We start from the raw sequence: 26,486 nt of genomic DNA, 5'->3' as shown, positions 1-26,486 counted from the left end.
ATCAGCGCTGGATCAGTAGCTGCGCGGTCTCGCGGTGCAGCCGGCCGAAGTTGTAGTACGCCGCGCACGCGCCCTCCGGCGACACCATGCATGTGCCGATCGGGGTCTCGGGTGTGCAGGCCGTCCCGAACACTTTGCACTCCCACGGCTTGATGACGCCCTTGAGCACCTCCCCGCACTGGCAGGCCTTCGGGTCGGCCACGCGCACCCCGGGCATGTCGAACACCAGCTCGGCGTCGTACTCGGCGTAGTCGCGGTGAATCTTCAACGCGCTCTGTGAGATGAAGCCGAGGCCGCGCCATTCGAAGTGGGGCCGCAGCTCGAACGTCTCCGCCATCAGCTTCAGGGCCTGGATGTTGCCCTCGGGCCGAACCACGCGGGTGTACTGGTTTTCCACCTCGCAGCGGCCCTCGCGGATCTGCTGCAGCAGCATGTGCACCGAGGCCAGAATGTCGAGCGGCTCGAACCCCGCGACGACCATCGGCTTGCCGTAGACGGCGGGGACGAAGCGGTACGGCCGGAGCCCGACCACGGTGGAGACGTGACCGGGACCGAGGAACCCCGACAGTCTCAGGTCTGGAGATTCGAGGATGGCCTTGATGGGCGGCACGATCGTGACGTGGTTGCAGAACACGCTGAAGTTGTGCACACCCAGCGTGCGGGCTCGCACAAGCGTGACGGCCGTCGACGGTGCGGTGGTCTCGAATCCGACCGCGAAGAACACCACATGCCGCTCGGGGTTGTCGCGCGCGATCTTGAGAGCGTCCAGCGGTGAATAGACGAAACGCACGTCGGCGCCACGGGCCTTGGCTTCGATCAGGTTTCCGCGTGAGCCGGGCACGCGCATCATGTCGCCGAACGTGGTGAAGATGATGCCGGGCTGTTCGGCCAGCCACATCGCGTCGTCCACCCGGCCCATCGGGATGACACACACCGGGCAGCCCGGCCCGTGTACCAACTCGATGGAACTCGGCAGGAGGTGTTCGATGCCGTGCCTGTAGATGGTGTGCGTGTGGCCGCCGCACACCTCCATGAATTTGAACTCGTCGTCGCCGGCCAGTTCGGTGATCGATTTGACCAGGGCCCGCGCGGCGGCCGGATCGCGGAATTCGTCGACGAACTTCATGTCAAACCTCGATTTCGGAGTCGTTGAACGCGTCGATCTCCTGCTGGTAGTTCTCGCCCATCTTCTGCACCTGATCGAGGGTCAAGGCGGCTTCGCGTTCATCGATCTTGGCCATCGCGAACCCGACGTGCACCAGCACCCAGTCGCCGACCCGCAGATCGTCTTCGGCGAGCAGCCGGACACTGATGGTCCGGCGGACCCCGTTGACGTCGACCTTGGCCAGGTGCGCTTCGGCGTCGACGAAATCGACCACCTGGCCGGGGATTCCGAGACACATTGCGATTTCCTCTCAACAGATCCGCGGCAGCGGGTCGCCGACGAGCATGTCGACGATGCGGGTGCCGCCGAATGATGTTCGCAGCGCGACGATCCCGTGCGGTTCGGGGATGATCTCGCCCACGACGGCGGCACGCGCGCCCAGTGGGTGGGTGCGCAGGGCGGCGACGGCGGCATCGGCCTCCTCGGGCGCGACGACGGCGAGGAACTTGCCCTCGTTGGCGACGTAGAGCGGGTCGATGCCGAGCAGATCGCACGCACCGAGCACCTGGGGTTGCACCGGCAGCATGGGCTCGTCGAGGACCACCGCGAACGGCCGGTCCTTGACGAGTTCGTTGCACACGGTTCCCACCCCGCCTCGGGTCGCGTCCCGCATCCACCGCGTCGACGGCGCGGCAGCCAGCAGGGCTTCGACGAGCACATGCACGGGCGCGGTGTCCGACGCGATGTCGGCGTCGATCGCCAGGTCGCCGCGAGCCAGCATGACCGCCATGCCGTGATCGCCGATGGTGCCCGACAACACCACCTTGTCGCCCGGCTGCACGAGTTCACGTGCCAGGCGCCGGCCTTCGGGAATCACGCCGACTCCGGCAGTGCAGATGTACACGCCGTCGGCCGCGTCTTTTCCGACCACCTTGGTGTCGCCGGTGACGATCAGCACTCCCGCATGCGCGGCGGCTTCGGCCATGTCCGCCACGATCTCGCGCAGTTCACTGATCGGGAAACCCTCCTCGATCACGAATCCCGCCGACATCCAGCACGGCCGGGCGCCGGAGACGGCGAGGTCGTTGATCGTCCCGTGCACTGCGACGTGGCCGATGGACCCACCGGGGAAACGATGCGGCGCAACGACATACGAATCGGTGGAGAACGCCAGCCGGTCTCCGGCCGGGGTGGTCACCACCGCGGCGTCCCCGAGCTGCTCCAGCTCAGGGTTGCGAAAGGCTTCCACGAACACCGCATCGACCAGTGCCGCAGACGATTTCCCGCCCGCACCGTGGGCCAGCGTCACGACGTCGTCGAGCAGTCGCGGGCGCCGCTGCCGGAACTTGTCGATCCGTTCCAGCGCGCGGTCCTCGCGTTGGGCCGCCGCACTGGTGGTCATGATGCGTGCTCCCGCGCGCGGGCCAGCCGCTCCTGGGCCACCGACCACAGCCGGTAGCCGAGCATTGCGTGGCTTTCCTGGATCCGGTGAATGCTCTGGCTGTGCACGGTGAAACAGAAGTCCAGGTCTTCGGCGGTCCCCATGCGCCCGCCGTCGTGACCGGCGAATCCGATGGTGAGCAGTCCCCGCCGCTTGGCCTCGGTGATCGCCGTCATGAGGTCTTCGGAGTTGCCGGACGTCGACAGCGCGATGGCGACATCGCGGTCACGGGCATGGGCGATGATCTGGCGTTTGAAGATCAGCTCAAATCCCACGTCGTTGCCCAGGGCCGTGACGACGGCTTCGTCGGCAGCCAGCGACCAGGCCGCCACCGGCCGGCCTCGGGCCGGGCGGCTGAACAAGGTGGCCAGGGTGGCCGCATCGGTGGAGCTGCCCCCGTTGCCCAGCGTGTAGAGCCTGCCACCGCGAGTGAAGCGGTCGGCCATGGCCTGGCCCGCCGCGACCAGCCCGGCCTCGTATTCACGTAGTGATTCCTGCTGTAGCCGGGCGCTTTCCGCCGCTTTCCCGCGCGCCGAGGACGCCAGGTCGTCGAGCAGCGACCGCGCGTCGGTCTCTTCGGACTCGATGAACGGGTAGAGGAATCCGGTGCTGTCGGATTGGTTCGTGGTCATGAGGCCGACTCCGTTTCCAGCAGGGCGATCCCGGTGCCGGCATGCACGAGGATCAGATCGTTGGGTGACACTGCGCCGAGCAGTGCGACATCGACCCACTGCTCGCCTTCACGGGTACGCACGAGCGCCTGATTACTCGAATCGTTCTCTACCAGAACAACTTCCGCGAGCTGGCCCTCGTCGCTGCAGGTCAGGCAGACCTCGTCGGTGCACTCGGCGTCGGCGGGCTTGAGCAGTCCCGGATGTTCGAAGCACACGTGGGTGAGCTCCCAGAGCAGGTGATACATCAAGACGAATCGGCCGGTTGCGGGCACCATCGGATCGTCGGAGTCGACCCACAGGATGTGGTGGGCAGCTCCGGGCGCAGGGCGTGGGCCCGATCCGATCCACACCGTGGTGACGCCCCAGGCGGGTGCCCGGCGCATGGCATCGATGACCGCGGGCTCGTCCGCCGACGCGACAGCCAGCAGCAGATCACCGGGCTGGCTGGCCACCCGGGCCTGGGCGACGGGATCCGGCTCGACCAGCGCCACGGACGGCAGGGCCCGTTTACCCATGATGACCGGGTGGACGAATTCGACGGCGACGTGGTGCGCGTGCGGCTGCCATTGCGGCGCAATGACCCACAGTGTGGCGCCGTCGTGGAACTGGCGGGCGACGTCCAGTGCGGCCGCCGCGAGGTCCGCCGACAACTGGGTGTCGACGAACGGTTGTGCGGTGACGGTCATGGGAGACCTCCTCTTGTTCTTCGGGCGGCGTTCACCATGTCCAGCGTTGTCGTGGTGGCCTCGCGCAGCGCCGCACACTCGTCGTCGGTGAGGATGTCGCACACCCAGTCCCAATGGGCTGACACGACAGTGCCGGGCGTCGGGGCGGTGACGAACGACGCGCCGTCGCGGCTCCAGCGCACCCGCTCGGGGCTTTGCGGGCCCAACCGCAGCAAGTCGTCGTCGAGGACCAGGGGACAGGCGTCGATGACGGCATGTTCGCCGTCCACTGCCGTGACGGTGCCCCATCGGATGCGGCAACTCTGCAATACCTTCAGTGCCGTGGCGGGTTCCCGATCGAGGAAGCGCACCCATGGGTAGACGGCGAAGACGTGAAAGCTGTGGTGTGCCAAGACGGCCGGTGTGGACTCGACATCGTCGAGCAGACCGGTCACCTGACCCGAAAACGCTGCCCGCAGCGTCGCGAGCAAGACGGCGGGGTCGACGCGCCGCAGCGGCGGGCCGCCTAGCCAATATCCGCGGACCACGTCCACGTCCAGCGGGTCCGATCCCGTGGCGCGGGCGATTGTGCTCAGATACGGCCAGGCTCCGTCGAACTCCCTGGCATGGCTTGCCACCCGGGCCGCGTCGTCACCACGCAGCAGCACACCGGAGTCGCCCGGCCCGCAATACCCGAGTTCGTTGGGCGGGTACGCGTAGCGCGCGAACAGCGCCGATCCCGCGGGCAGGGTGTGCAATCCGGTGACCGTCATGGCTCACCCGGCGTTTCCGACCAGGAGCTGGCCCAATGCGATACCGCCGTCGTTCGGCGGCACCCGGTGGTGGGTGAACACCTGGAATCCTTTGGCGCGCAGCGCGGTCAGCGTCTGGTGCAACAGCAGCGCGTTCTGGAACACCCCGCCCGAGAGGACCACGGGCTGACCCGGCACGGCGCGGGACTCGGCCAGCGCGACGATCAGATCGGCCACCGCCCGATGGAACCGGGCCCCGATCACCCCGACCGGTACGCCGCCGCGCAGATCGTCGATCACGCCCGTGAGCACCGGCGCGGGATCGAACACCAGCGGATACCGGTCGGTGTCGACGGTGAACGCGTACCGCGTGACACCGGTGTCGATATCGCGCGACACCCCCTCCAGCTCGATGGCGGCCTGGGCCTCGTAATCGACCACCTGACGCACCCCGATCAAGGCGGCGACTGCGTCGAAGAGCCGGCCCATGCTGGAGGTCGGGGCGCACGCGGTGTCCCCGCGCAGCTGATGGTCGAGGACGTGCAATTCGTCGGACGGACAGGCCCGCACCGGCGGCAGGTCGGTGTCCCAGGCGAGCCCGGCTGCGCGTAGATGCGATAGCGCCATCCGGTACGGACGTCGCACGCTGATGTCGCCGCCGGGCATGGGCACATATCGCATGTGCGCCAGCCGCCGGTAACCCTTGTAGTCCGCTTCGAGGAGCTCGCCACCCCACACCGCGCCGTCGGGGCCGTATCCGGTTCCGTCGAAGGCGAATCCGAGCACCGGACAGTCCAGACCGTGTTCAGCCATCGCCGCGACGATGTGGGCGTGGTGGTGCTGCACCGTCCGCACCGGTCGCCCGTCGGCGTTGCGGTGCGCCCAGGCGCTCGACCGATACCCCGGATGGGCGTCGGTGACAAGCACTTCGGGCGCGACGCTGGTGAGTGCCTCGAGGTGCCGGACTGCTTTGCCGAACGCGGTGAGGGTGGCCAGCCCGTCCATGTCGCCGATGTGTGCGCTGAGCCAGGCGTAGCGCTGATCGGCCACGGCGACGGTGTTCTTGACATCGGCACCCACGGCCAGCGTGGGCGGTACTGCTACGGGCAGGGCAACGGGCAGTGGCGCGTATCCCCGTGAGCGGCGAATCGGCACGTCGATGCCGTCGACCACGCGCAGCACGGAGTCGTCACAGGGCACCAGGATCGCCCTGTCGTGGGTGAGCCAGCCGTCGGCCAGGAACGAAAGCCGTTGCAGTGCATCGTCGTCGGTGTGGCAGATCGGTTCGCCACTGAGATTGGCCGATGTCATCACGAGCACGCCCGGCGCGGGCCTGTCGCCGGGCAACCCGAACAGCAGGGTGTGCAGGGGACTGTATGCGAGCATCACCCCGAGGTCGGGATTGCGTGGAGCCACCGCGTCGGCGACCACCGCGCCCGGACGCCGTGGCAGCAGGACGATCGGGCGCGCCGCGCCGGCCAGCAAACGCGCTGCGGCAGGGGCGATGTCGGCGATGGCATGTGCTGCGTCGAGGTCAGGCACCATCACCGCGAAGGGCTTGTCGCCGCGGCGTTTGCGGCGGCGCAACTCGGTGACCGCTCGATGATCGCTCGCATCGCAGGCCAGATGGTAGCCGCCGATTCCCTTGACACCGAGGATCGCGCCGTCGGACAGCAGTTGCCGGGCAGCCTGCACGCCGGATGCGGCTGTGGTGGTGGTGCCGCCGTGGAAGGTCAGGGTGGGGCCGCAACGCGGGCAGCACACCGGCTGCGCGTGGAATCGCCGGTCGGCAGGGTCGGTGTATTCGCGCGCGCAGTCGGCGCACATGGCGAAAGGAGCCATCGCTGTCGCCGAACGGTCATAGGGCAGTGACGCGATGATGGTGAAGCGTGGGCCGCAGTTGGTGCAGTTGATGAAGGCGTGCCGGTAGCGGCGGTCAGCCGGATCGCGCTGTTCGGCCGCACATTCGGCGCACATCGCGACGTCAGGTGAGGCCAGGGTGCGGCCGCCGTCGGCCTTCGAGGTGTCGGCGATGACAAATCCGGTCCCGCCTGCGACCGGGAGGCACGCCGTTTCGATCGACTCGACGACGGCCAGCGGAGGGGGACTGTCGCGCAGCCGATTCAGGAATTCGTCGATGGCGGTGCGGTCGCCCTCGACTTCGATGACCGCACCCGAGCTGTCGTTGCGCACGTTGCCGGTCAGGCCGAGCGCTGCCGCCGTGGTGTAGACGAATGGCCGGAAGCCCACGCCTTGCACCACGCCCTGGACAGCGACCCGAAGCCGTTGCCGCCCGATCATGGCGGCGCCTCCGGGTCACGACCGCGGCCCATCAGTTTCAATCCCCGCATGGCCGCCTCCGCGCCGGCTGCATCGGTCTTCTCGACGGCGAAGCCCATGTGGATGATCACCCAGTCGCCAGGCCCGAACGTCTCGTCGGCCAGCATACCGACGTTGACCTTGCGCTGCTCACCGGCGACGTCGACCACGGCGAGCTGACCGCCGTAGCCCTCCAGCATGCGCACCACCTGCCCTGGGATTCCCAGACACATGGTCAGACCTCCCGGTTCGCGAGGCGTGCCGTCGCGGCTTCGATCGCCGCGACCGCACCGGGAATCGCTGCTGTGACACTGTCGGACAAGCCGATGCCGTCGGCGACTGTCTCGACTTCGCAGCCGATCACCACCGTGTAAGGCGGTGCGCCGCCGAGCGCGGTGAGACCGGCGAACACCGCCGCGGGATCCATCGCGTGCGCATCCAGACCGGCCGGACCGGGCAGGCCCGCGAAGTCGGCCTCGAACACGTGCAGCGTCCCCGGCGACCCTTGGCATGGCAGGGCGTCGACCAAGATGAGGGCATCCCAGTCGTCGAGGAGGTCGTATGCCAGATGCATGCCGCCGATCCCATAGTCGCGCAGGCAGATTCGCTCGTCATCAGGGTGTCGGGGCACATGCCTGATCGCCTCGGGCCCGAATCCGTCGTCTCCGAGGAAGATGTTGCCGATACCGGCTATCAGTACTCCGGACGTGGTGTCACCGGCTACATGCGACGCATCTTCAGGTAACGCTGGGCATCGGGAATTGACCTCAGGCCGAGCACTGCTGCGACGGCCACGACAGCCGCCACGATCACGACGGCGATCCAACCCACGACTTCCATTGCGACTCCTCTCATTGCACCAGCGGTTCGACTTCATCGGGTGAGAAGTACAGGTAGCGGCCATACCATTCGTGAAGGTCGGCGGCGGGGTCGTCGTCGAGCACGACGCCCAGATGGCGCTCGCCGTCGACATCCTCATGCACCGACGTCACGTGCGCGATCTTGTCGACGAAGAACAGGTCCTGGGCGTCGGCCCGGCGTGACGGGTGCAGGCGGACGCGGCTGCCGCGACTCACTCGCACCCCGTTGACCAGCACAGCATCGACGGCAGGGTCGACGGCGCCATCGGCAAGGGGATCCCACCACTGGATTCCGTCGGGCAGCTCCGGGATGAGTCCGGGTTCTCCGGCAGCATGCGGATTGCGCAGCACGCCATGCAGATTGAGCATCGCCTCGGGTGACATCGACTCACAGCGGTCGATGATGTCGGCGGCTCGCGGGTCGGTCGCCCGGGCGTACACCTTTTCCTGGTCGGTCATCGTCATGATCCGCAGTGTGAGGATCTCGTCGATCTCGGTGGAGTCGTAGAGCGCGCCCCCGCTCTGCTCGGCGATCTCGGGATGGTCGTAGAGGATGATCGGTGAGACCAGCATGAGCCGGTTCTCCTCGGGTGGGCCGGCCAGCACCGGGAAGCAACGGTGATGACGGCACCTGGTAGCCGCGGCGCTCGCGTCCGCAGGCGGGTCCAGCAGGGAGACGAATTCTCCGTCGGCGACGGACACCACGAGATGGGTTCCGATCAACGACACCGCGACGGCCTCGTGCTTGCCCGATGCGGGCGCCGCGGTGTTCACGACCGACACGCTCAGCCGGAGCAGACCGTCGTCGGGCTCGCACGCGACGCTCAGCTGCCCCCGTAGTTCGCGTCGCGACCGCACCAATCGGCCGCTTTCGAGATACTCGATGTCGGTGCCCGGCCGGACGGCCACATGACATCTCCGTGCCACGCCGAGCTCGGCCAGATCGAACGGGCCGAACTGGATTTCGTGTTCGATGGCCTCGTCCCAGGTGAGCCACGATCCGTGTGCGGTCACCAGTTCGTCGACGGCTTCGAACCGGTGTCCAGAGCGGCGGCGCTCGGCTGTGCGGCGTTGCAGCTGGAGGAACCGGACGACGATCGAAACCTTCGGGCGGTCGTGTTGGCGGACGAGCAGCTGGCTCGACAGCACGCTGTCCTCCCCGATCCCGGTCTGGGCCGCGCCAGGCGGGCCCAGCACGCCGAATTGCCAACGGGATTGGTTCTTCTGCGAGTCGGCCCGATAGGGATACAACAGATAGCCCTCGTAGAGGACCGCGTCGGCGACCGCCCGCACCTGTTCCCAATCGGCGGTCATGGTATTTCCTGTCGCGACAGCAGCGACGTGATGGTTTCGTCGAAGGACAGCAGGCCGTGGCGGGACTTGTAGGCGGCCAGGTCGGCGATCGTGTCGTGCCGCAGGCGCAGCCAGCCGGTGTTCGGGAAGTGTTGTGCGATCAGGTTCTGCCACATCGCAACCGGCATGTCGAATCGATCCTCGCGGTCCCATGGCACCTGGGTGACGGCGAAGCCTCGCGATCCGCGGGTGAATACGGTGCCGCTGAACAGGAACTGCAGCGGGACGATCCCGCCGCGCAGGGCGTGCAGGTACTTTGCGGCGGCCACTTCGAAGTCGTAAGTGCATCCGAGGGCGAGCCCGACCTGGGTGGTGCCGGTGAACCCGGGCACCATTGCGGTGGCGTGCTGCCACAAGAAGGTGCGCTGGGTGGTGTTCCAGCGTTCGCGCGGGCCGAAAAGGTCGAGCAGACCGGCGGCTTCGTCATCGTGGTAGCTGCGCCGCATCGGTTCGATCCGCACCTGACAGCGCAGCGCGAGCGCATGGACGGGGTCGTCACCGATCGAGGCCACGCCGATGCGCGCGGTGAGAATCGGTGTCACGGCATAGGGTTCGGGGCTGACCTCGAGAACGGCGAAGGTCAGCTCCGTCGCCGGTGCGGCCGGGCCGGTCATGGTGGCACCACCCGGCTGCGGTGCGCGAGCGCGTCGAAGTACTCGTCGATGTAGCGGCGGACGTCTTGCCCACCGTCGAATCCGCGCCACAGCAACCGGATTCGGCCGACGAACTCGTAGCACGAGTCGATGGGAACGACGTAGCACTCTGGCGCGAGAGAATCGTCGTCGGACAGGCGGATCAGCAACGCCTCGGTATCGGCGGCAGGCAGGCCGAGCCTGGAGTCGGCGTCGAGGATCGCGTTCCAGGCATCCAGATCGAGTTCGGATTCGGTGGCGCCCGCCGGTCCCGGATAGAACGCGACGATGCGGCCGAGCGCGGAGTTGCGGAAGAAGAACGCCAGACCGACGGGAATCTGCAGGGCTTCCCAGTCCGCCCTGCTGACAGCACAATCGGGAAACGCCAGATAACGATCGGGGACGGCGCGGTACCGCAGCTGGGCCGCGCTGTCGGTGAACAGCAGGTAGCAGCCTCGGCATACGCACATCAGTTGGCGGCCTTCGACATTGACGACGTGTTGGTGTTCGTCGCTGATGGGCTCCGAGCACATCTCGCACTGCTCACCGGGCTGCTCCGGTGCACCGCGGCCCGCACGGATCCGGGCCAGTACGTCCACCGGGCTGTTCACGTCACGGCTTCCTGTGCGATCGCCATCGATGGCACGCCGTCACGCCTGAGCACCGGGACGGGCTCGAGGTGCTGATCGCTGCCGTCGTCCTGCGCACGACCGGCGTGAACCGCGTCGAAACCGGAACCGCAGTGCGGGCAGGTCAGCACCGCGCCGGTCAGTGTCGCCCCCGCCATTCCGCTGGTGCAGACCGGACAGCGATCGCGGTAGCCGAACAGTTCGTCGTCGATGCGGCATACGAGCACCGATGTGCCTGCGACGGCGAAACCGCCCACCTCTGCGGGCATCAGGTCGTCGACGGCGGGCACGGGATGCCAGGTGGCAGGTCGGTGCCCGTTGGTGTGCACCCGGTTCAGCAGCGCCTGTGCGGGTATCAGCTGACGAGCGTCGCCGTCGGGCACCACCTCGATCGCAGAGACTTCGGGCGCGGCGTTCTTGACCGCGTCCTCGATGGCCAATTCGAGGGTGGCTGCCGAGGACGGGCAACTCTTGCAGCTTCCGCGGAATCGCAGCCGGACCACGGGCCCGTCGACCTCGAGCAGGTCGACGTCGCCGCCATGCGATCCGAGGTAGGGGCGGACCCGGTCGAGCGCGTCGGTGATCCTCCGTTCGACCGGATGCGGATGCAGGCCGTGGACGAGCAGCAGACTGGCCACCAGATCGTCGGCTGCCACCGCTTCGACAATGGACGGATCCGCGGAGACGATCGTCAAGATCCGTCGCAGCCCGGCGCCATAGAGATCGGTGACCTCGCGTACGAGCCGTTCGGCGCGATCGAGTGCCGCAGCCCCGCCTGCGGCGCTGGCGTCCAGGAGATTCTGTATTCGGTCGCCTGCCGAGCGCCAGTGCGCTACGTCATCGGGTCCGTCGTGGACCGGCGTTACGGCGGGCGTCATGTGTCAGTCCGCGGTGGCTGACTGGGTGGGGGAGTGCATGAGCTCCAAGGACTTTCCGTTCCCGAGGTACATGTGCACGCCGCACGGCAGGCAGGGGTCGAAGCTGCGCACCGTGCGCATGACGTCGATGCCCTTGAAGTGCTCGCGGTCGTTCTCCTCGAAGATCGGTTGACCCTGCACCGCATCCTCGTACGGCCCCGGAGTGCCGTAGCTGTCCCGCGGATTGGCGTTCCACGGTGTCGGTGGATACGGGTGGTAGTTGGCGATCTTGCCGTCGCGGATCACCATGTGGTGGCTCAGCACGCCACGAACGGCCTCGGTGAAGCCGCACCCGATGGCTTCGTCGGGCACGTCGAACTTCTCCCATGTCTTCGTGCGGCCTGCCCGGATTTCCGCCAATGCCTGCTCGGCGAAGTGCAGCGCGCACGCCGCGGCGTAGGCCTGGAAGTAGGTGCGGGCCCGGTTGCGTTCGATGGTGTTGCTGCCCTTGTCCGGAATCTTCCATTCGAACTCGACGGGGCCTTTCAGCGCGGTCTTCGGCAGGTTGATCTGGACGCTGCGACCGGTCGCCTTGACGTACCCGATGTCGACGAGCCCCGCGAGCGCCGTCGACCACAGCCGTGCCAGCGGACCACCGCCGGTGTCCAGCGCCAGGTGATCCTTGCCGTCGTACCAGCGCGGGGACATCACCCAGCTGTAGTTCTCGTCGAAATCGCGCTTCTGCGGCTTGGGGTTGGTGTGTTGGTTCCAGGGGTGGCGGCGGTCGACGGCGTTGCCGAGCGGATCGGTCTTGACGAACATCTCCTGATCGGACCAGTCGTCATAGTAACTGTGGCCCAGGAGGATTCGGATGCCGAGGTTGATGTCCACCAGTGAGTGGGTGACGAGTTTGCCGTCGACCACCACGCCGGGTGTGACGAACATGGCGTCGCCCCAGCGTTCCATGTCCTTGTAGGCGAAATTGCACACCTCGGGATCCTGGAAGGACCCCCAGCAGCCGAGCAGGGTGCGGCGCAGACCGACCTGGTCATAGCCCGGAAGGGCCTCGTAGAAGAAATCGAACAGATCGTCGTGCATCGGCACGACCTTCTTCATGAATTCGACGTAACGCATCAGCCGGGTCATGTAGTCGGTCATCAGCTGCACCGTTGCGGTCGTCCCGATGCCGCCCGGATACAGCGTCGACGGGTGGACGTGACGACCTTCCATGAGGCAGAACATCTCTCGCGTCCACCTGCTGACCTGCAGGGCTTCCCGGTAGAACTCGCCGGTGAACGGATTGAGGGCCCGCATGATGTCGGCGATGGTGCGGTGGCCGTGCGCGTCGGCATGCGGCGCGGCGGTGTTCTCGGCCTTGGCCAGCACGCTGGGATTGGTCTCGGACACCATCTTCTCGCAGTAGTCCACACCCACCAGGTTCTCCTGGAAGATGTTGTGGTCGAACATGTATTCCGCGGCCTCGCCGAGGTTCACCAACCATTCGCCGAGATGCGGCGGCTTGACCCCGTAGGCCATGTTCTGGCAATAGCACGAGCAGGTGGCGTGGTTGTCGCCGCAGATACCGCAGATGCGACTGGTGATGAAATGGGCGTCGCGTGGGTCCTTGCCCTTCATGAAGATCGAGTAGCCGCGGAATATCGATGAGGTGCTGTGGCATTCGACGACCTCGCGGTTCTCGAAGTCGATCTTGGTGTAGATGCCGAGGCTGCCGACGATGCGCGTGATCGGGTCCCACGCCATCTCCACCAGTTGGCCGGGTTCGCGCTTGATGTGTGACGGCTCGGGGATGATGGTTGTCATCGCACTTCTCTTTCGGGTGGGCAGGTAAAGCCAGGTATGCCAACTGTTCCCGCGTTCGGGGCGGGGCCACGCGGCCCCGGCCCCGCGTCTACCAGGTGCGAGTGGCCCCGGTCTCCAGCGTCGTACCGCGATGGCGCCACTTGGGCTCCTTGTCGACGGTGCGGCCGGTGACGTGGCGCAGGCTGCGGATCACCGACCCGTAGAGCCCGGATGCCGTCGTGGACACCTTGCCGCCCGGTGGTTCGTCCATGAACGGCATGAACTTGTCCGGGAAGCCCGGCATGGTGCACCCGATGCAGATGCCGCCGACGTTTGGGCAACCGCCGATCCCGTTGATCCAACCGCGCTTGGGCACGTTGCACTTGACCACGGGTCCCCAACACCCGAGTTTCACAATGCATTTCGGCGACCCGTATTCGGTCGCGAAGTCGCCTTGCTCGTAATAGCCCGCGCGGTCACAGCCTTCGTGGACGGTGTTGCCGAACAGCCACGTGGGTCGCAGCGCGTCATCCAGCGGGATCATCGGGGCCTGGTCGGTGGCCATGTACAGCAGGTAGGTCAGGGTCTCGGCGAGGTTGTCCGGTTGGATCGGGCAACCCGGCACGCAGACGATCGGGATACCGGCCTTGCTCTTCCAGTCCCACCCGAGATAGTCGGGAACGCCCATGGCGCCGGTCGGGTTGCCTGCCATCGCGTGGATCCCGCCGTAGGTGGCGCAGGTGCCGACCGCGACGACGGCCGTGGCCTTGGGGGTGAGCCGATCCAGCCACTCGCTGGTGGTCATCGGCTGGTTGGTCGCCGGGTCGTTTCCGAACCCGCACCAATAACCCTCGCTCTTGATCCGCTCGTTCGGGATGGACCCCTCGACGACGAGGACAAACGGATCGAGCTCGCCTCTCTCCGCTTTGAAGAACCACGCGAGGAAGTCGTCGGCGCCTCCGGCCGGGCCGCATTCGAAGTCGATCAGCGGCCAGTGGACAGCGATCTTGGGCAGGCCCGGAAGGGCTCCCAGGGCAATCTCTTCGATGCTCGGTTGTGTGGCGGCAGTCAGCGCCACCGAGTCACCATCACAACTCAATCCGGCGTTGATCCACAGCACGTGGATCAGTGCCTCTTCCGCTTTGACTGCTGCCTCTGTTGGCATACGTCACAGCTTCCTGGGGCCCGGGCGCCGAACCCCAAACTCTGATCTGAGGCGCGCACCGACTTCTTCAGGGCGCCTGAAATCTGGGTCTACTCCTGGGGGTTCGTGTTGTCAACGGTAGCCCCGGGCATCGTGCTCATCGCACAGGTGTCGATCCAGGCGTACCACGACTCGAGTCCGTCCCCCCGTGTCGCCGAAACCGGCAGGATGTCGACCCGGGGGTTGACGGATCGAGCTCTGCTGCAACAGGTTTCGATGTCAAAGTCCACGTAGGGGATGAGGTCGATCTTGTTGATGACGACCAGGTCCGCGACCGCGAACATGTAGGGGTATTTCAGCGGTTTGTCGGCCCCCTCGGTTACCGAGACAACGACGACTTTGTTGCGTTCGCCAAGGTCGAACAAGGCCGGGCAGACCAGGTTTCCGACGTTCTCGATGAACAACACCGAATCGGGCTCGGGATCGAGCGCGTCGAGGGCTCCGCGGACCATGTTCGCGTCCAGATGACAGCCTGCGCCGGTGTTGACCTGAACCGAGCGCGCGCCGGCGGACCTGATCCGGTCGGCGTCGAGCAAGGTCTCCTGATCTCCTTCGATCACCGCGATGGGCCGCCGGGTCCCGTACTCGCGGATGGTGCGCTCGAGGAGAGTGGTCTTGCCCGCGCCCGGCGAACTCGTCACGTTGAGGGCCAGGATGCCGCGGCCGGCGAGCCACCGGCGATTCTGCTCGGCGACGAGGTCGTTCTTGGCGAGCACTTTCTGTTCGAGCGTGACGGTCTCGGTGTGCTCGTCGTGAGGGTGCGGGTGTTGGTGAGGGTGGCGGTGGTCGTGGTCCGTGCCGGGGATGGTGATCGTCGGCCCGTCGTGGCCGCAACCGCAGGTGGCGCACATGTCAGCTCACTTCCATCGAGAGGATGCGCAGATCCCGCCCGGCGGTCACCTCGACATCGGCGCTTCCGCAGCGGCAGAGCAGGATCAGGTCGGGAAGTTCGAAATCGGTCCCGCAGTCGCGGCAGTGTGCCGTGCCCGGTTGTATGTCGAGGTCCAGTCGGGCGCCGTCGGCGACCGTGCCCTTGGTGACCAGGTCGAAGCAGAACAGCATGGAATCCGGGACGACTGCGCACAGCGCTCCGACTTCGAGTCGCACACTGCATACCCGACGACCGGCGGCGTGTTCACACACCGCGTCGACGACGCTCTGGGTTATCGCCAACTCGTGCATCGCTGCCTCGTTCGGGCCGGATCTCCTCACGATATGCCTGAATCGCCGCAATCACGGCGTGTCCACTTGAGATCGAACATTTGTTCGTTACTGTGGGGTGCAGTTCGACTGAGCTGACTTGTCGGTGGCCTGCTCTAGCGTCACGGCCAACCGATCGGAACACCGGTCAACACGACTACTTGGAGAGGCACCACCATGGCGCAGCAAGCCCCTGATCGCGAAAAAGCCCTCGAGCTGGCGATGGCGCAGATCGACAAGAATTTCGGCAAAGGCTCGGTGATGCGCCTCGGCGAGGAGGTGCGCCAGCCGATCTCGGTGATCCCCACCGGATCGATCTCCCTGGACGTGGCGCTGGGCATCGGCGGCCTGCCGCGCGGCAGGGTCGTCGAGATCTACGGCCCGGAATCCTCGGGTAAGACCACGGTGGCGCTGCACGCGGTGGCCAACGCACAGGCTGCAGGCGGCATCGCGGCGTTCATCGACGCCGAGCACGCGCTGGATCCCGAGTACGCCAAGAAGCTCGGGGTGGACACCGACTCGCTGCTGGTGAGCCAGCCCGACACCGGTGAGCAGGCGCTGGAGATCGCCGACATGCTGGTCCGCTCCGGTGCGCTGGACATCCTGGTGATCGACTCGGTGGCCGCCCTGGTGCCCCGCGCCGAGATCGAGGGCGAGATGGGCGACAGCCACGTCGGTCTGCAGGCCCGTCTGATGAGCCAGGCGCTGCGGAAGATGACCGGTGCGCTGAACAACTCGGGTACCACCGCGATCTTCATCAACCAGCTTCGCGAGAAGATCGGCGTGATGTTCGGTTCACCCGAAACCACCACGGGCGGTAAGGCATTGAAGTTCTACGCCTCGGTTCGGCTGGACGTCCGCCGCATCGAGACCCTCAAGGACGGTACCGACGCGGTCGGTAACCGCACCCGTGTCAAGGTCGTCAAGAACAAGGTCTCGCCGCCGTTCAAGCAGGCCGAGTTCGACATCCTCTACGGCCACGGCATCAGCCGCGAAGGCTCGCTCATCGATATGGGTGTCGAGCACGGCTTCATCCGCAAGTCCGGGTCCTGGTTCACCTACGACGGTGAGCAGCTGGGGCAGGGCAAGGAGAATGCTCGAAAGTTCTTGCTGGAGAACGTCAACGTCGCCAACGAGATCGAGAAGAAGATCAAGGAAAAGCTCGGTATCGGCGCCGATGTGACCGTGGACGATGACGCACTTCCCGCCCCGGTCGACTTCTGAGTCGGCTGACGACACCCGCGAAGAGCAGACGCAGGATCCCCGCAAGCGCGAGGAGCAGGCGCGTGACGTATGTCTGCGTCTGCTCACCGTGCGGGCACGCACCCGCGCGGAGCTGGAGGGTCAACTCGCCAAGCGTGGCTATCCCGACGAGGTGAGCGTCAAAGTCCTCGACCGGCTGGCCGAAGTCGGGTTGGTCGATGACGAGGACTTCGCCGAGCAGTGGGTGCGGACGCGGCACGCCAACTCCGGAAAAGGTAAGCGCGCCTTGGCTGTCGAGCTTCGGAAGAAGGGCGTCGACGGCGAGGTCATCTCCGCTGCGCTGGCCGACCTCGACCCGGCCGCCGAACGCCAACGCGCCGAGCAGCTGGTACGCGACAAGCTTCGCCGTGAACGGCTGGGCGATGACGACGACGTGAAGGTGACCCGTCGGCTGGTCGGCATGCTGGCCCGTCGCGGCTACAGCCAGTCGATGGCCTTCGACGTGGTCAGCGTCGAGTTGGCCAGTGAGCGGGAGCGCCGCCGGGTGTAAAACCGGATGCGAGAAGGCCTGTGCTGCATCTACCTTCGTCTTCGTGAACGGAGATGTGGTCATCCTGACCGGTCCACCGGCGAGCGGGAAGACGACGGCCGCCGAGCTCATCGCCGGCTCGGCGGGCAAGTCGACGGTGCACGTCACCACCGACCAGTTCTTTCGTGCGATTCGTTCGGGTTTCATCCCCCCGCACATGCCTGAGGCGCAGGCTCAGAACGAGACCGTTGTCGATGCGATCGTGGCAGCGGTCGCGGTGTACGCCCAGGGCGGATTCGATGTGATCGTCGACGGCATCGTCGGCCCGTGGTTTCTGGCACCCTACCGAGCTGCCGCTGCGCGAACGGGTCTCGTCTTGTCGTACATCGTGTTGAGACCTGCTCTCGGCACGGCGCTGCAGCGGGCACAGGTACGCACCGGACCGGATCTGAAGGACCCCGACGTGATCACAGGATTGCATGATGCGTTCGCCGATCTGGGCGACCTCGAACGCCATGTCATCGACAACACAGACCTCGACGCTTCCGGCACTGCAGAGGTGGTTCGGCAGGCGATCGCCTCGGGCCGTTACCGCTTGAGCTGACCGTCCCGACTAGTCCCGCTGGTCCTGCAACACCACGGCACCCGGTGCGCCCTCCTGCTCGACGGCCTCGGCGTGCATGGGCGCGGGACCGCGCGTCGACCGCCGCAGGCGGCGTTCCAGCCTGGTCGCCAATGCCGAGAGCGCGAAGTTCACGCTGATCATCAGCACAGCGATGACGATCAGGGCAGGGATGTAGTTGCCGTATGCCGAACCGACGACCGTGCCCTGACGCACCATCTCCACGAACGTGATCTGGTAGCCGATCGCGGTGTCCTTGAGCACCACCACCATCTGTGACACCAGCACCGGCAGCATCGAGGTGATGGCCTGGGGCAGCAGGATCGACCGCATGGTCTGGCCCCATGTCAGCCCCAGGGCCGATGCGGCCTCGGCCTGGCCGCGCGGCAATGCGTGCACGCCCGCCCGGACGATCTCGGCGATCACCGCGCCGTTGTAGAGCGTCAGGCCCGTCACGACGCCTGCCAGCGCCAACTGCTTGGAGGGGAACACGTCGTACATCGCGTACAGGGCATAGCTGAACAGCATCATGATCAGCACCGGTACCGCGCGGAAGAACTCGACGACCACCGCGCACACCCACCGCAGCGGACCGATCGGCGACAGCCGACCGACCCCGAGCACACAGCCCAGCACGAGCGCCAGCACGATCGACAACACCGCCGCGGTCAGCGTGCCCTGCACACCCGGCAATACGTACGTCGTCCACAGGCCGCCGGTCAGGAATGGCTTCCATTTCTCCGCGGTGAGCTGGCCGGCGTCGCTGAACCGCCACACCACCGCGACCGCGGCGACCAGCACCACGGCGACCGTCAAGACGGCGGTCACGCGGTTGCGCGCCCGCGCCCGCGGACCCGGAGCGTCGTAGAGAACCGATGACTCGGCCATCAGTGTTCTCCGTTCTTCGCGCGAGCGCTCATCAGTGTTCTCCGTTCTTCGCGCGAGCGCTCATCACCGAACCACCGCCCAGCGTTTCCCGAGCCAGCCGAACAACAATCCCAGTGGCAAGGTGAGCACCAGGAACCCGGCGGCGAAGATGCTGCCCACCGCCAGCAGGGCCGCGGTGTTCTCGATCATTTCCTTCATCAGCAGCGCCGCCTCGGCCACACCGATCGCCGAGGCGATGGTGGTGTTCTTGACCAGGGCGATGAGCACCGAACCCAGCGGGATGATGACTGCGCGGAAAGCCTGCGGCAGCAAGATGATTCGCAGATTCTGACCGAAACTCAGCCCGAGTGAGCGGGCTGCCTCCGCCTGGCCGATGGGCACGGTGTTCACCCCGGACCGCAGCGTCTCGCACACGAACGACGCGGTGTAGACGGTCAGACCGAGAACCGCCAGCCGGAATCCGCTGTCGGCAATCGACGTCGGGGAGTTCGGATCGGTCAGGGTGATGTGCAACGTCGTGCCGATACCCAGGGAGCAGAAGATGAGGATCAGCGTCAGCGGCGTATTGCGCACCACGTTGACGTAGGCCGCGCCCAGCCACCGCATCACCGGCACCGGGGACAGTCGCATCGCGGCCAGCAGGGTGCCCAGCAGCAGTGCCCCGATCGCCGAGTACACGGTCAGCTTGATCGTGGTCCAGAACGCGGAGACCATCTGCCCGCTGTACTTGCCGAGGTTCAGGCCGCCGGACTCGCCGGCTTCGACGCCGGCCGAGGTGTCCAGTGGCGGCGGGGCTGGGGTGGCGATGCCGGCCGGCCCGAGGTTGCGCTCGAACGCGGCCTGCCAGGCCCCTTCCTGCTGCATCTTGGTGATGGCTTTGTTGATCTTGGTCTGCAGCGTGGTGTCACCCTTACGCAGGCCGATGCCGTACTTCTCGACCGAGAACGGCTTGCCGACGACCTTGAAGGCGCCGGGGAACTGCGCGGCGAAGCCGGCCAGGATCACCTCGTCGGTGCTCAGCGCGTCGATGGCGCCGGTGCGCAGCGCCTCGACGCAGGCCGAATAGGTGTCGTACTGCTGCAGCTGCACGCCGGGGTACTTGTCCTTGATGCGCTGAGCGGGCGTCGAGCCGGTCACCGAGCACAGCTTCTTGCCGTTCTGGAGCGACTCGACGCCGGTGATGTCGGTGTCGTCGGCCCGCACGAGCAAGCCTTGCCCGGTGATCAGATACGGCCCGGCGAAGCTGACCTTCTTCTTGCGGGCGTCGGTGATCGAGTAGGTGGCGACGATGTAGTCGACCTGGCCGTTCTCGATGAGCGTCTCCCGCTGACCGGACGGCGCCTCTTTCCATTCGATCTGGTCTGGTTTGTAACCCAGCTCGCCGGCGACGTAGGTGGCGACGTCGACGTCGAACCCGGCCATCGAGCCGTCGGGCTTCTTGACCGCAAGGCCGGGCTGGTCGAACTTGGTGCCGATGACGAGCTTGTTGCTGTCGCTGCCGCAGCCGGAGGCGATGAACGGCAGTGCGGCAGCCAGCAGCGCGAGGATGATCAGGCGAAGCGGCCGGGTGCGGCGAGTGCGAATGGGCATCTGGTCGCCGTCCCTCAGTGGTCGAGGATCTTGCCGAGGAAGTCCTTGGCCCGGTCGGACTTCGGATTGGTGAAGAACTCCTCGGGTGCCGCGTCCTCGACGACCGCGCCGTCGGCCATGAACACCACCCGGTGTGACGCGCGGCGGGCGAAGCCCATCTCGTGGGTGACCACCACCATGGTCATGCCTTCGCCTGCCAGGTCCGTCATCACGGCGAGCACTTCGTTGATCATCTCCGGATCCAGCGCGCTGGTCGGCTCGTCGAACAACATCACCTTCGGATGCATGGCCAGCGAGCGGGCGATCGCCACGCGTTGCTGCTGGCCGCCGGACAGCTGGGCCGGGTACTTGTCGGCCTGACTGGCGACGCCGACCCGTTCCAGCAGGGTCATCGCCTCCTTGCGCGTCTTCTCCTTGTCGGCCTTGCGCACCTTCATGGGTGCGAGCGTGACGTTCTCGAGGATCGTCTTGTGCGCGAACAAGTTGAACGACTGGAACACCATGCCGACGTCGGCGCGCAGCTGGGCCAGCTTGCGGCCCTCGGCGGGAAGCGGGTCGCCGTCGATGGTGATGGTTCCGGTGTCGATGGGTTCGAGCCGGTTGATGGTGCGGCACAGCGTCGACTTGCCGGAGCCCGAGGGACCCAGCACGACGACGACTTGTCCGCGCTGCACTTCGAGGTTGATGTCCTTGAGGACGTGGAGGGCGCCGAAATGTTTGTTGACGCCCTGGATCGAGATCATCGGGACCGAGGTCGCGGTGGCCATGGGTGCAGACCCTACCCAGGGAACGCTCAGCTTGGGGCGTATCTGCGTCCCCGTAACATGTTCGTCGTGACTTCCACGGTGGCGCGCGGCGCTCAGACACCCCATGAGGGGGAGTCGGACGTGCGTACCTACCAGGTCCGTACGTACGGCTGCCAGATGAATGTGCACGATTCGGAACGACTGTCGGGTCTGCTCGAATCGGCTGGTTACCGGCGTGCGGCCGACGGCGCCGAGGCAGACATCGTCGTGTTCAACACATGTGCGGTGCGGGAGAACGCCGACAACAAGCTGTACGGAAACCTGAGTCACCTGGCTCCGCGCAAGCAGTCCGACCCGAACATGCAGATCGCGGTCGGTGGTTGCCTGGCGCAGAAGGACCGCGACGCGGTGCTGAAGAAGGCGCCGTGGGTCGATGTGGTCTTCGGCACCCACAACATCGGCTCACTGCCGACACTGCTCGAACGTGCCCGGCACAACCGCGAAGCCCAGGTCGAGATCGTCGAAGCACTCCAGGAATTCCCGTCGACCTTGCCGGCGGCCCGCGAATCGGCGTATGCGGCATGGGTTTCCATCTCGGTGGGGTGTAACAACACCTGCACCTTCTGCATCGTGCCCGCGTTGCGGGGCAAAGAGGTTGACCGCAGGCCGGGCGACATCCTGGCCGAGGTGCAGTCGCTCGTCGACCAGGGTGTGCTCGAAATCACGCTGCTGGGCCAGAATGTCAACGCCTACGGCGTGTCGTTCGTTGCGGACGAGCACTTGCGCGAGGACCCGGCCCACTGGGGTGACATCTCGCGTGATCGCACCGCGTTCTCGAAACTGTTGCGGGCCTGTGGAAACATCGACGGCCTGGAGCGGGTCCGGTTCACCTCGCCGCACCCGGCCGAGTTCACCGACGACGTCATCGAGGCGATGGCCCAGACGCCGAACGTGTGCCCGACGCTGCACATGCCGTTGCAGTCGGGTTCGGACCGCATCCTCAAGGCGATGCGCCGCTCCTATCGGGCCGAGCGCTACCTCGGCATCATCGACAAGGTGCGTGCCGCGATCCCGCACGCGGCGATCACCACCGACATCATCGTCGGGTTCCCGGGGGAGACCGAGGAGGACTTCCAGGCCACCCTCGACGTCGTCGAGCGGGCGCGGTTCGCAAGCGCTTTCACCTTCCAGTACTCGATCCGGCCCGGCACCCCGGCCGCCACCATGGCCGACCAGCTTCCCAAACAGGTTGTGACCGAGCGCTATCAACGCCTGATCGAACTGCAGGAGCGAATTTCGCTGCAGGACAACCAAGCTCAGGTGGGTCGCACCGTCGAACTGTTGGTTGCCACCGGCGAAGGCCGCAAAGACGCCGCGACCGCGCGGATGTCGGGACGGGCCAGGGACGGCCGGCTGGTGCATTTCACACCCGTCGGCATCGCGCCCGACGAGATCCGGCCCGGCGACATCGTCACCACGACGGTGACCGCGGCCGCCCCACACCATTTGATCGCCGACGCGCCTGTGACGCAGCATCGGCGCACCCGCGCCGGGGATGCCCATGCGGCGGGGCAGCGGCCGCGTACCGGCGTCGGCCTGGGTTTGCCCCGCGTCGGCGCACCGCCTGTCCAACCCCCATCGGGAGGATGCAGCTGTTGACCGACGAGCACTTCGACCAGTTCAAGGGTGACCTCGACGCCGTCGAACGCAAGATGGCCCGGGAATTCGATCCCGGCAGCCGGGCGGTGGTGGTGGCGATCCTGGTGTTCGTCGTGCTGCTGTCCTTCGTGCTGCCTCATACCGGGTCGAGCAAGGGTTTCGACGTGCTGGTCGGCGACGCCACGGCCGTTGCCGACGGCATCTCGCTGCCGTCGCGGGTGTTCACCTGGATGGCGCTGGTCTTCGCCGTGGGTTTCTCGACGCTGGCGCTGTTGACGCGGCGTTGGGCCCTGGCGTGGGTGGCGCTCGCCGGGTCAGCGGTGGCCAGTGCCACCGGCATGCTGGCGGTGTGGTCACGGCAGACCGCTGTGCACCATCCCGGCCCCGGCGTCGGGCTGATCATCGCGTGGATCGCGGTGATCGTGCTGACCTTCCACTGGGCCCGCGTGGTGTGGTCGCGCACGGCGGTCCAGCTGGCCGCCGAGGAAGAACGCCGCCGGGCGGCCGCCAAGCAACACCAGCGTGGCCTGCTCGACGACATCAAGGACACCAAGCCCACCGACCCCGACAACCCGGAAGCCTGACGGCGTAACCGGGTCGGGATCTTCCTGGCCTACCTGCGTTTGCCCAGCGACTCCGCCGCGGCGTCGGCCCACTGACGCCACTGCTCGGCACTGGCGCGGGCCGCCTCGGCCTCCTTGGTCCGGCCCGCGGCCTCGGCCTTCTGCGCCTGCTTCTCGAACTGCTCGACGCGGCTACGGAACTGGTCGGCGCGGGCCTGGGCCTCCGGATCGACGCCGCCGGTCGGGGCATCGCGGATCTTCTTCTCGATCACCCGCAACCGGCGTTCCAGCTCGGCACTGCGTTCGCGGGGCACCTTGCCGATCGCGTCCCACTTGTCGCCGATCGTGCGCAGCGCTGCCCGGGCGGCATCCAGGTCGGACGTGTCGAGCTTCTCGGCCTCGGCCAGCAACGCTTCCTTGGCCACGGCGTTGGCTTCCAATTCGGCGTCACGCTCGGCATGGGCGGCGTTGCGCGCCGAGAAGAACACGTCCTGGGCCGCCTTGAACCGCTGCCACAACGCGTCGTCGACGTCCTTGGCCGCACGGCCGACAGACTTCCACTGGTTGAGCAAGTCTCGGAACGCCGCGCCGGTGGCACCCCAGTCGGTGGAGTCGGCCAACTGCTCGGCCTTCTCGCACAGCTCCTCCTTGGCCTGCCGGGCGCTGGCCCGGCCGCGGTCGAGCTCGGCGAAATGCGAGCCGCGCCTGCGGTTGAACGTCTCGCGTGCCGCCGAGTAGCGCTTCCACAACGCGTCGTCGACCTTGCGGTCCAGCCCGGTGATCGAGCGCCACTCGTCGAGAATCTCGCGAAGCCGATCGCCCGCGGCCTTCCACTGGGTGGCGTTGGCAGCCAGGTCCTCGGCCTCGGCAGCCAGGGCCTCCTTGCGCGCGGTCTGCGCGGCGCGATGCTCGTCACGCTGCGCGCGTTCGGTCGCCGCGGCCGAGTCAGCCTGGTCGAGGATGGCCGTCAGCCGGGCGCTCAGGGCATCGACGTCGCCGAGAACCGCTGCGGTGGGCAGGGTTTCAGCGAGGGAGGCCGCGGCGGATTTGATCTTGCGGGCGTCGCCCGTGCCGGAGGACAGCCGGTGTTCCAGCAGCGCCACCTCGGTGTGCAGATCGTCGAAGCGGCGGCCGAAATGCGCGAAGGCCGACTCGTTGTCGCCTGCCTGCCAGGATCCGATGACGCGTTCGCCGGAGCCGGTGATGAGCCAGACCGTGCCGTCGTCATCCACGCGGCCGAACCGGTGCGGATCGCTTGCCGGTGCCACGGGAACGACCGGTGCGGCGGCGGGGGTGGGATGGGGGACGGGGCGCGGTGGCCCGGGTCGGGGGCTGGGCTTGGGCGTGTGCTCGCCAGGCTGGCTGGTTGTCATATCGGCTCCTCGTACTTCCCCGCGGTCTACCCGCGCATCTGCCGCGCGACGCGGCGCCCGATAGCTGTCAGTTTCGAACGCTATTCAAGCAGGTCGGCTTGTGTCCTGCCCATGCCTTTCGGGTCAATGGCCTGACAAACTCGGTGCTGAGGCCTGTGGACACCGGGTGACTAGGACCGATGGTCCGCCCTGCAGGCCGGTGCGCTGGTCACCGCGCACTAGTTTGGTGTGGTGCTGAGCGCCATCGCGATCGTTCCGTCGGCACCTGTCCTGGTGCCCGAGCTCATGGGTGCGGCCGCCGCCGAACTGGCCGACCTGCGTGCCGCCGTCGTCGCCGCGGCGCAGACGCTGCCCGCACGCTGGGTGGTTGTCGGTGTCGGCGACACCGACACCGTCGTCGGATCGCAGGCAGCCGGGACGTTCGCCGGATATGGCGTGGACGTGGCGGTAGCGCTGGGACCCGGTGGCCCGCACACGCCCGTCGAACTGCCGCTCAGCGCGCTCGTCGCAGGCTGGATCAGGGGAGAGGTCAATCCGGGGGCCGTCACCGAGGTGCGCGTGTACGCCGACTCCCATTCGGCTGACGCCGCGCAGGCCCGCGGGCGCGCGCTGCGGGTGCTGATCGACGACACGGCCGACCCGGTCGGGGTGCTGGTCGTCGCCGACGGCGCACACACCCTCACCGCGGGCGCGCCGGGCGGCTACGACCCGGAATCCGGCGCGATCCAGTCCGCCCTCGACGATGCGCTGGCCGCAGGCGATGCCGCAGGCCTGCTCGAGCTGCCCGATTCGGTCGTGAGCCGGGTTGCCTATCAGGTACTGGCCGGGCTCACCGAGCCCGCACCCGCGCAGGCGCGGGAGCTCTACCGCGGCGCGCCCTACGGCGTCGGGTACTTCGCCGGGGTGTGGCACCCGTGAGGCCCATCGCGGTCATCGGGCCGACCGGAACCGGCAAATCCGCGCTGGCGCTGGCCCTGGCCGAACGGCTCGGCGGCGAGATCGTGAACGCCGACGCCATGCAGCTCTACCGCGGCATGGACATCGGCACCGCCAAGCTGACCGTCGCCGAACGCCGTGGCATCCCGCATCACCAGCTCGACGTGCTCGACGTGACCGAGACCGCCACCGTCGCCCGCTACCAGCAGGCCGCGGCGGCCGACGTCGAAGCCATCGCGGCGCGCGGCGCGGTACCCGTCATCGTGGGCGGTTCGATGCTGTACATCCAGTCGCTGCTCGACGAGTGGGAGTTTCCCGCCACCGACCCGGCGGTGCGGGCGCGATGGGAGGAGCGGCTGGCCGAGATCGGGGTGGCGGCCCTGCACGCCGAGCTCACCGCTGTCGATCCCGCGGCAGGCGCGTCGATACTGCCCACCGACGGCAGACGTATCGTGCGGGCGCTGGAGGTGGTCGAGCTGACCGGGCAGCCGTTCGCGGCGTCGGCACCGCGCATCGGGACACCCCGCTGGGACACTGCGATCGTCGGATTGGACTGGGACACAGGGGTTCTCGACGAGCGGCTGGCGCAACGTACCGAGAAGATGTTCGCCGAGGGTCTGGTCGCCGAAGTGCTGGCGCTGCGCGAGCAGGGTTTGCGCGACGGCGTGACGGCCGCCCGGGCGCTGGGGTACGCGCAGGTGCTGGCCGACCTCGACGCCGGCGGCGACGGCGCGGCCGCTCAAGAGCCGACGTTCATCGGCACCCGACGCTACGTGCGTCGCCAGCGGTCCTGGTTCCGCCGGGATCATCGGGTGGCGTGGCTGGACGGGGCCTCCGACGAGACGGTCGATGACGCCGAGCGGATCTGGCGGCACGTATCCTGATC

The 26,486-nt window shown here is 67.1% G+C and carries 29 protein-coding genes and 1 pseudogene; 7 read left to right on the top strand and 23 right to left on the bottom strand.

Translation table 11 applies throughout. The features are described from left to right. Position 1 precedes the first annotated feature (1 nt). The 18 genes from hypD to RMCB_RS26155 all read right to left on the bottom strand — a co-directional run bounded on the left by hypD (position 2) and on the right by RMCB_RS26155 (position 15,473). Entirely contained in the window at positions 2 to 1,126 is a 1,125-nt protein-coding gene (gene hypD / locus RMCB_RS26240) for a hydrogenase formation protein HypD (protein WP_062831093.1), read from the bottom strand. Between the two features lies 1 nt (position 1,127). Next, entirely contained in the window at positions 1,128 to 1,403 is a 276-nt protein-coding gene (locus RMCB_RS26235; protein WP_029370115.1) for a HypC/HybG/HupF family hydrogenase formation chaperone, read from the bottom strand. A gap of 12 nt (positions 1,404 to 1,415) precedes the next feature. After that, entirely contained in the window at positions 1,416 to 2,507 is a 1,092-nt protein-coding gene (gene hypE, locus RMCB_RS26230; RefSeq protein ID WP_062831092.1) for a hydrogenase expression/formation protein HypE, read from the bottom strand. Next, positions 2,504 to 3,178 (bottom strand): D-sedoheptulose-7-phosphate isomerase, encoded by a 675-nt coding sequence (locus RMCB_RS26225; RefSeq protein ID WP_062831091.1) that lies wholly within the window; start codon positions 3,176 to 3,178, stop codon positions 2,504 to 2,506. Before RMCB_RS26225 ends, hypE begins: the two co-directional genes overlap by 4 nt. Continuing rightward, positions 3,175 to 3,906 carry a hydrogenase assembly protein HupF gene (locus tag RMCB_RS26220; RefSeq protein ID WP_062831090.1) on the bottom strand — a complete coding sequence of 244 codons (732 nt, stop codon included), beginning with the start codon at positions 3,904 to 3,906 and terminating at the stop codon, positions 3,175 to 3,177. The genes RMCB_RS26225 and RMCB_RS26220 overlap by 4 nt, the downstream gene beginning before the upstream one ends. Beyond that, complete coding sequence (locus RMCB_RS26215) at positions 3,903 to 4,658, bottom strand: DUF6390 family protein (protein WP_062831089.1); 756 nt, start codon at positions 4,656 to 4,658, stop codon at positions 3,903 to 3,905. Before RMCB_RS26215 ends, RMCB_RS26220 begins: the two co-directional genes overlap by 4 nt. A 3-nt stretch (positions 4,659 to 4,661) precedes the next feature. After that, positions 4,662 to 6,938, bottom strand: coding sequence for a carbamoyltransferase HypF (hypF, locus tag RMCB_RS26210; RefSeq protein WP_062831088.1), 2,277 nt, complete (start codon positions 6,936 to 6,938; stop codon positions 4,662 to 4,664). Further along, a complete protein-coding gene (locus RMCB_RS26205; protein ID WP_062831087.1) occupies positions 6,935 to 7,189 on the bottom strand; it encodes a HypC/HybG/HupF family hydrogenase formation chaperone in 255 nt (84 codons plus the stop codon). Before RMCB_RS26205 ends, hypF begins: the two co-directional genes overlap by 4 nt. A 2-nt stretch (positions 7,190 to 7,191) precedes the next feature. Beyond that, entirely contained in the window at positions 7,192 to 7,653 is a 462-nt protein-coding gene (locus RMCB_RS26200) for a hydrogenase maturation protease (RefSeq protein WP_201028355.1), read from the bottom strand. A gap of 23 nt (positions 7,654 to 7,676) precedes the next feature. Further along, positions 7,677 to 7,796, bottom strand: coding sequence for a DUF6893 family small protein (locus RMCB_RS36995; RefSeq protein ID WP_109784434.1), 120 nt, complete (start codon positions 7,794 to 7,796; stop codon positions 7,677 to 7,679). 11 nt (positions 7,797 to 7,807) lie between these two features. Beyond that, positions 7,808 to 9,130, bottom strand: coding sequence for a hypothetical protein (locus RMCB_RS26190; protein ID WP_062831085.1), 1,323 nt, complete (start codon positions 9,128 to 9,130; stop codon positions 7,808 to 7,810). Then, positions 9,127 to 9,783 (bottom strand): DUF6084 family protein, encoded by a 657-nt coding sequence (locus tag RMCB_RS26185; RefSeq protein ID WP_062831084.1) that lies wholly within the window; start codon positions 9,781 to 9,783, stop codon positions 9,127 to 9,129. Before RMCB_RS26185 ends, RMCB_RS26190 begins: the two co-directional genes overlap by 4 nt. Further along, positions 9,780 to 10,412: a DUF5947 family protein gene (locus tag RMCB_RS26180; RefSeq protein ID WP_062831083.1), complete on the bottom strand. Its 633-nt coding sequence runs from the start codon at positions 10,410 to 10,412 to the stop codon at positions 9,780 to 9,782. The genes RMCB_RS26185 and RMCB_RS26180 overlap by 4 nt, the downstream gene beginning before the upstream one ends. After that, positions 10,409 to 11,308, bottom strand: coding sequence for a NifU family protein (locus tag RMCB_RS26175; RefSeq protein ID WP_062831082.1), 900 nt, complete (start codon positions 11,306 to 11,308; stop codon positions 10,409 to 10,411). The genes RMCB_RS26180 and RMCB_RS26175 overlap by 4 nt, the downstream gene beginning before the upstream one ends. 3 nt (positions 11,309 to 11,311) lie before the next feature. Next, complete coding sequence (locus tag RMCB_RS26170; protein ID WP_062831081.1) at positions 11,312 to 13,108, bottom strand: nickel-dependent hydrogenase large subunit; 1,797 nt, start codon at positions 13,106 to 13,108, stop codon at positions 11,312 to 11,314. Positions 13,109 to 13,196: 88 nt separating this feature from the next. Continuing rightward, positions 13,197 to 14,252 carry an NADH-quinone oxidoreductase subunit B family protein gene (locus tag RMCB_RS26165; protein ID WP_062831080.1) on the bottom strand — a complete coding sequence of 352 codons (1,056 nt, stop codon included), beginning with the start codon at positions 14,250 to 14,252 and terminating at the stop codon, positions 13,197 to 13,199. Between the two features lie 89 nt (positions 14,253 to 14,341). Then, on the bottom strand, positions 14,342 to 15,142 hold the full coding sequence (hypB, locus tag RMCB_RS26160; RefSeq protein ID WP_062831079.1) for a hydrogenase nickel incorporation protein HypB: 801 nt from the start codon (positions 15,140 to 15,142) through the stop codon (positions 14,342 to 14,344). A gap of 1 nt (position 15,143) precedes the next feature. Further along, complete coding sequence (locus tag RMCB_RS26155) at positions 15,144 to 15,473, bottom strand: hydrogenase maturation nickel metallochaperone HypA/HybF (RefSeq protein ID WP_029370130.1); 330 nt, start codon at positions 15,471 to 15,473, stop codon at positions 15,144 to 15,146. 195 nt (positions 15,474 to 15,668) lie between these two features. On the opposite strand from RMCB_RS26155, the gene recA reads away from it, so the two are divergent. The 3 genes from recA to RMCB_RS26140 are packed head-to-tail and all read left to right on the top strand — an operon-like array spanning position 15,669 to position 17,827. Beyond that, entirely contained in the window at positions 15,669 to 16,715 is a 1,047-nt protein-coding gene (gene recA, locus RMCB_RS26150; RefSeq protein ID WP_029370131.1) for a recombinase RecA, read from the top strand. Further along, positions 16,684 to 17,244, top strand: a complete 561-nt coding sequence (recX, locus tag RMCB_RS26145) for a recombination regulator RecX (RefSeq protein ID WP_029370132.1) — start codon at positions 16,684 to 16,686, stop codon at positions 17,242 to 17,244. Before recA ends, recX begins: the two co-directional genes overlap by 32 nt. A gap of 43 nt (positions 17,245 to 17,287) precedes the next feature. Then, entirely contained in the window at positions 17,288 to 17,827 is a 540-nt protein-coding gene (locus RMCB_RS26140; RefSeq protein ID WP_062831078.1) for an AAA family ATPase, read from the top strand. 9 nt (positions 17,828 to 17,836) lie between these two features. Here the strand turns inward: RMCB_RS26140 and RMCB_RS26135 are convergent, their stop codons facing one another. From RMCB_RS26135 to RMCB_RS26125, 4 genes and pseudogenes are all read right to left on the bottom strand, one after another. Then, positions 17,837 to 18,733 carry an amino acid ABC transporter permease gene (locus RMCB_RS26135; protein ID WP_062831077.1) on the bottom strand — a complete coding sequence of 299 codons (897 nt, stop codon included), beginning with the start codon at positions 18,731 to 18,733 and terminating at the stop codon, positions 17,837 to 17,839. A 63-nt stretch (positions 18,734 to 18,796) separates the two neighbouring features. Next, on the bottom strand, positions 18,797 to 19,447 hold the full coding sequence (locus RMCB_RS36670) for an amino acid ABC transporter permease (protein ID WP_234792252.1): 651 nt from the start codon (positions 19,445 to 19,447) through the stop codon (positions 18,797 to 18,799). 63 nt (positions 19,448 to 19,510) lie between these two features. Beyond that, positions 19,511 to 20,323, bottom strand: a pseudogene (locus RMCB_RS36665) (glutamate ABC transporter substrate-binding protein); the annotation flags it as partial. A gap of 14 nt (positions 20,324 to 20,337) precedes the next feature. Then, positions 20,338 to 21,066 carry an amino acid ABC transporter ATP-binding protein gene (locus tag RMCB_RS26125; RefSeq protein ID WP_165606329.1) on the bottom strand — a complete coding sequence of 243 codons (729 nt, stop codon included), beginning with the start codon at positions 21,064 to 21,066 and terminating at the stop codon, positions 20,338 to 20,340. Between the two features lie 81 nt (positions 21,067 to 21,147). On the opposite strand from RMCB_RS26125, the gene miaB reads away from it, so the two are divergent. Continuing rightward, a complete protein-coding gene (gene miaB / locus RMCB_RS26120; RefSeq protein WP_062831076.1) occupies positions 21,148 to 22,728 on the top strand; it encodes a tRNA (N6-isopentenyl adenosine(37)-C2)-methylthiotransferase MiaB in 1,581 nt (526 codons plus the stop codon). Further along, complete coding sequence (locus RMCB_RS26115) at positions 22,716 to 23,312, top strand: Rv2732c family membrane protein (protein ID WP_062831075.1); 597 nt, start codon at positions 22,716 to 22,718, stop codon at positions 23,310 to 23,312. Before miaB ends, RMCB_RS26115 begins: the two co-directional genes overlap by 13 nt. 29 nt (positions 23,313 to 23,341) lie before the next feature. Here RMCB_RS26115 and RMCB_RS26110 read toward each other — a convergent pair whose 3' ends face one another. Then, positions 23,342 to 24,664, bottom strand: a complete 1,323-nt coding sequence (locus RMCB_RS26110) for a DUF349 domain-containing protein (RefSeq protein ID WP_072278546.1) — start codon at positions 24,662 to 24,664, stop codon at positions 23,342 to 23,344. Between the two features lie 231 nt (positions 24,665 to 24,895). On the opposite strand from RMCB_RS26110, the gene RMCB_RS26105 reads away from it, so the two are divergent. Both RMCB_RS26105 and miaA read left to right on the top strand, forming a co-directional pair. Further along, positions 24,896 to 25,582, top strand: coding sequence for a class III extradiol ring-cleavage dioxygenase family protein (locus RMCB_RS26105; protein ID WP_062831132.1), 687 nt, complete (start codon positions 24,896 to 24,898; stop codon positions 25,580 to 25,582). Continuing rightward, positions 25,579 to 26,484, top strand: a complete 906-nt coding sequence (miaA, locus tag RMCB_RS26100) for a tRNA (adenosine(37)-N6)-dimethylallyltransferase MiaA (RefSeq protein ID WP_062831133.1) — start codon at positions 25,579 to 25,581, stop codon at positions 26,482 to 26,484. Before RMCB_RS26105 ends, miaA begins: the two co-directional genes overlap by 4 nt. Positions 26,485 to 26,486: the final 2 nt, after the last annotated feature.

The organism is Mycolicibacterium brisbanense (assembly GCF_001570425.1).
GTDB lineage: Bacteria > Actinomycetota > Actinomycetes > Mycobacteriales > Mycobacteriaceae > Mycobacterium > Mycobacterium brisbanense.
This window is presented reverse-complemented; position numbering and strand designations above follow the sequence as displayed.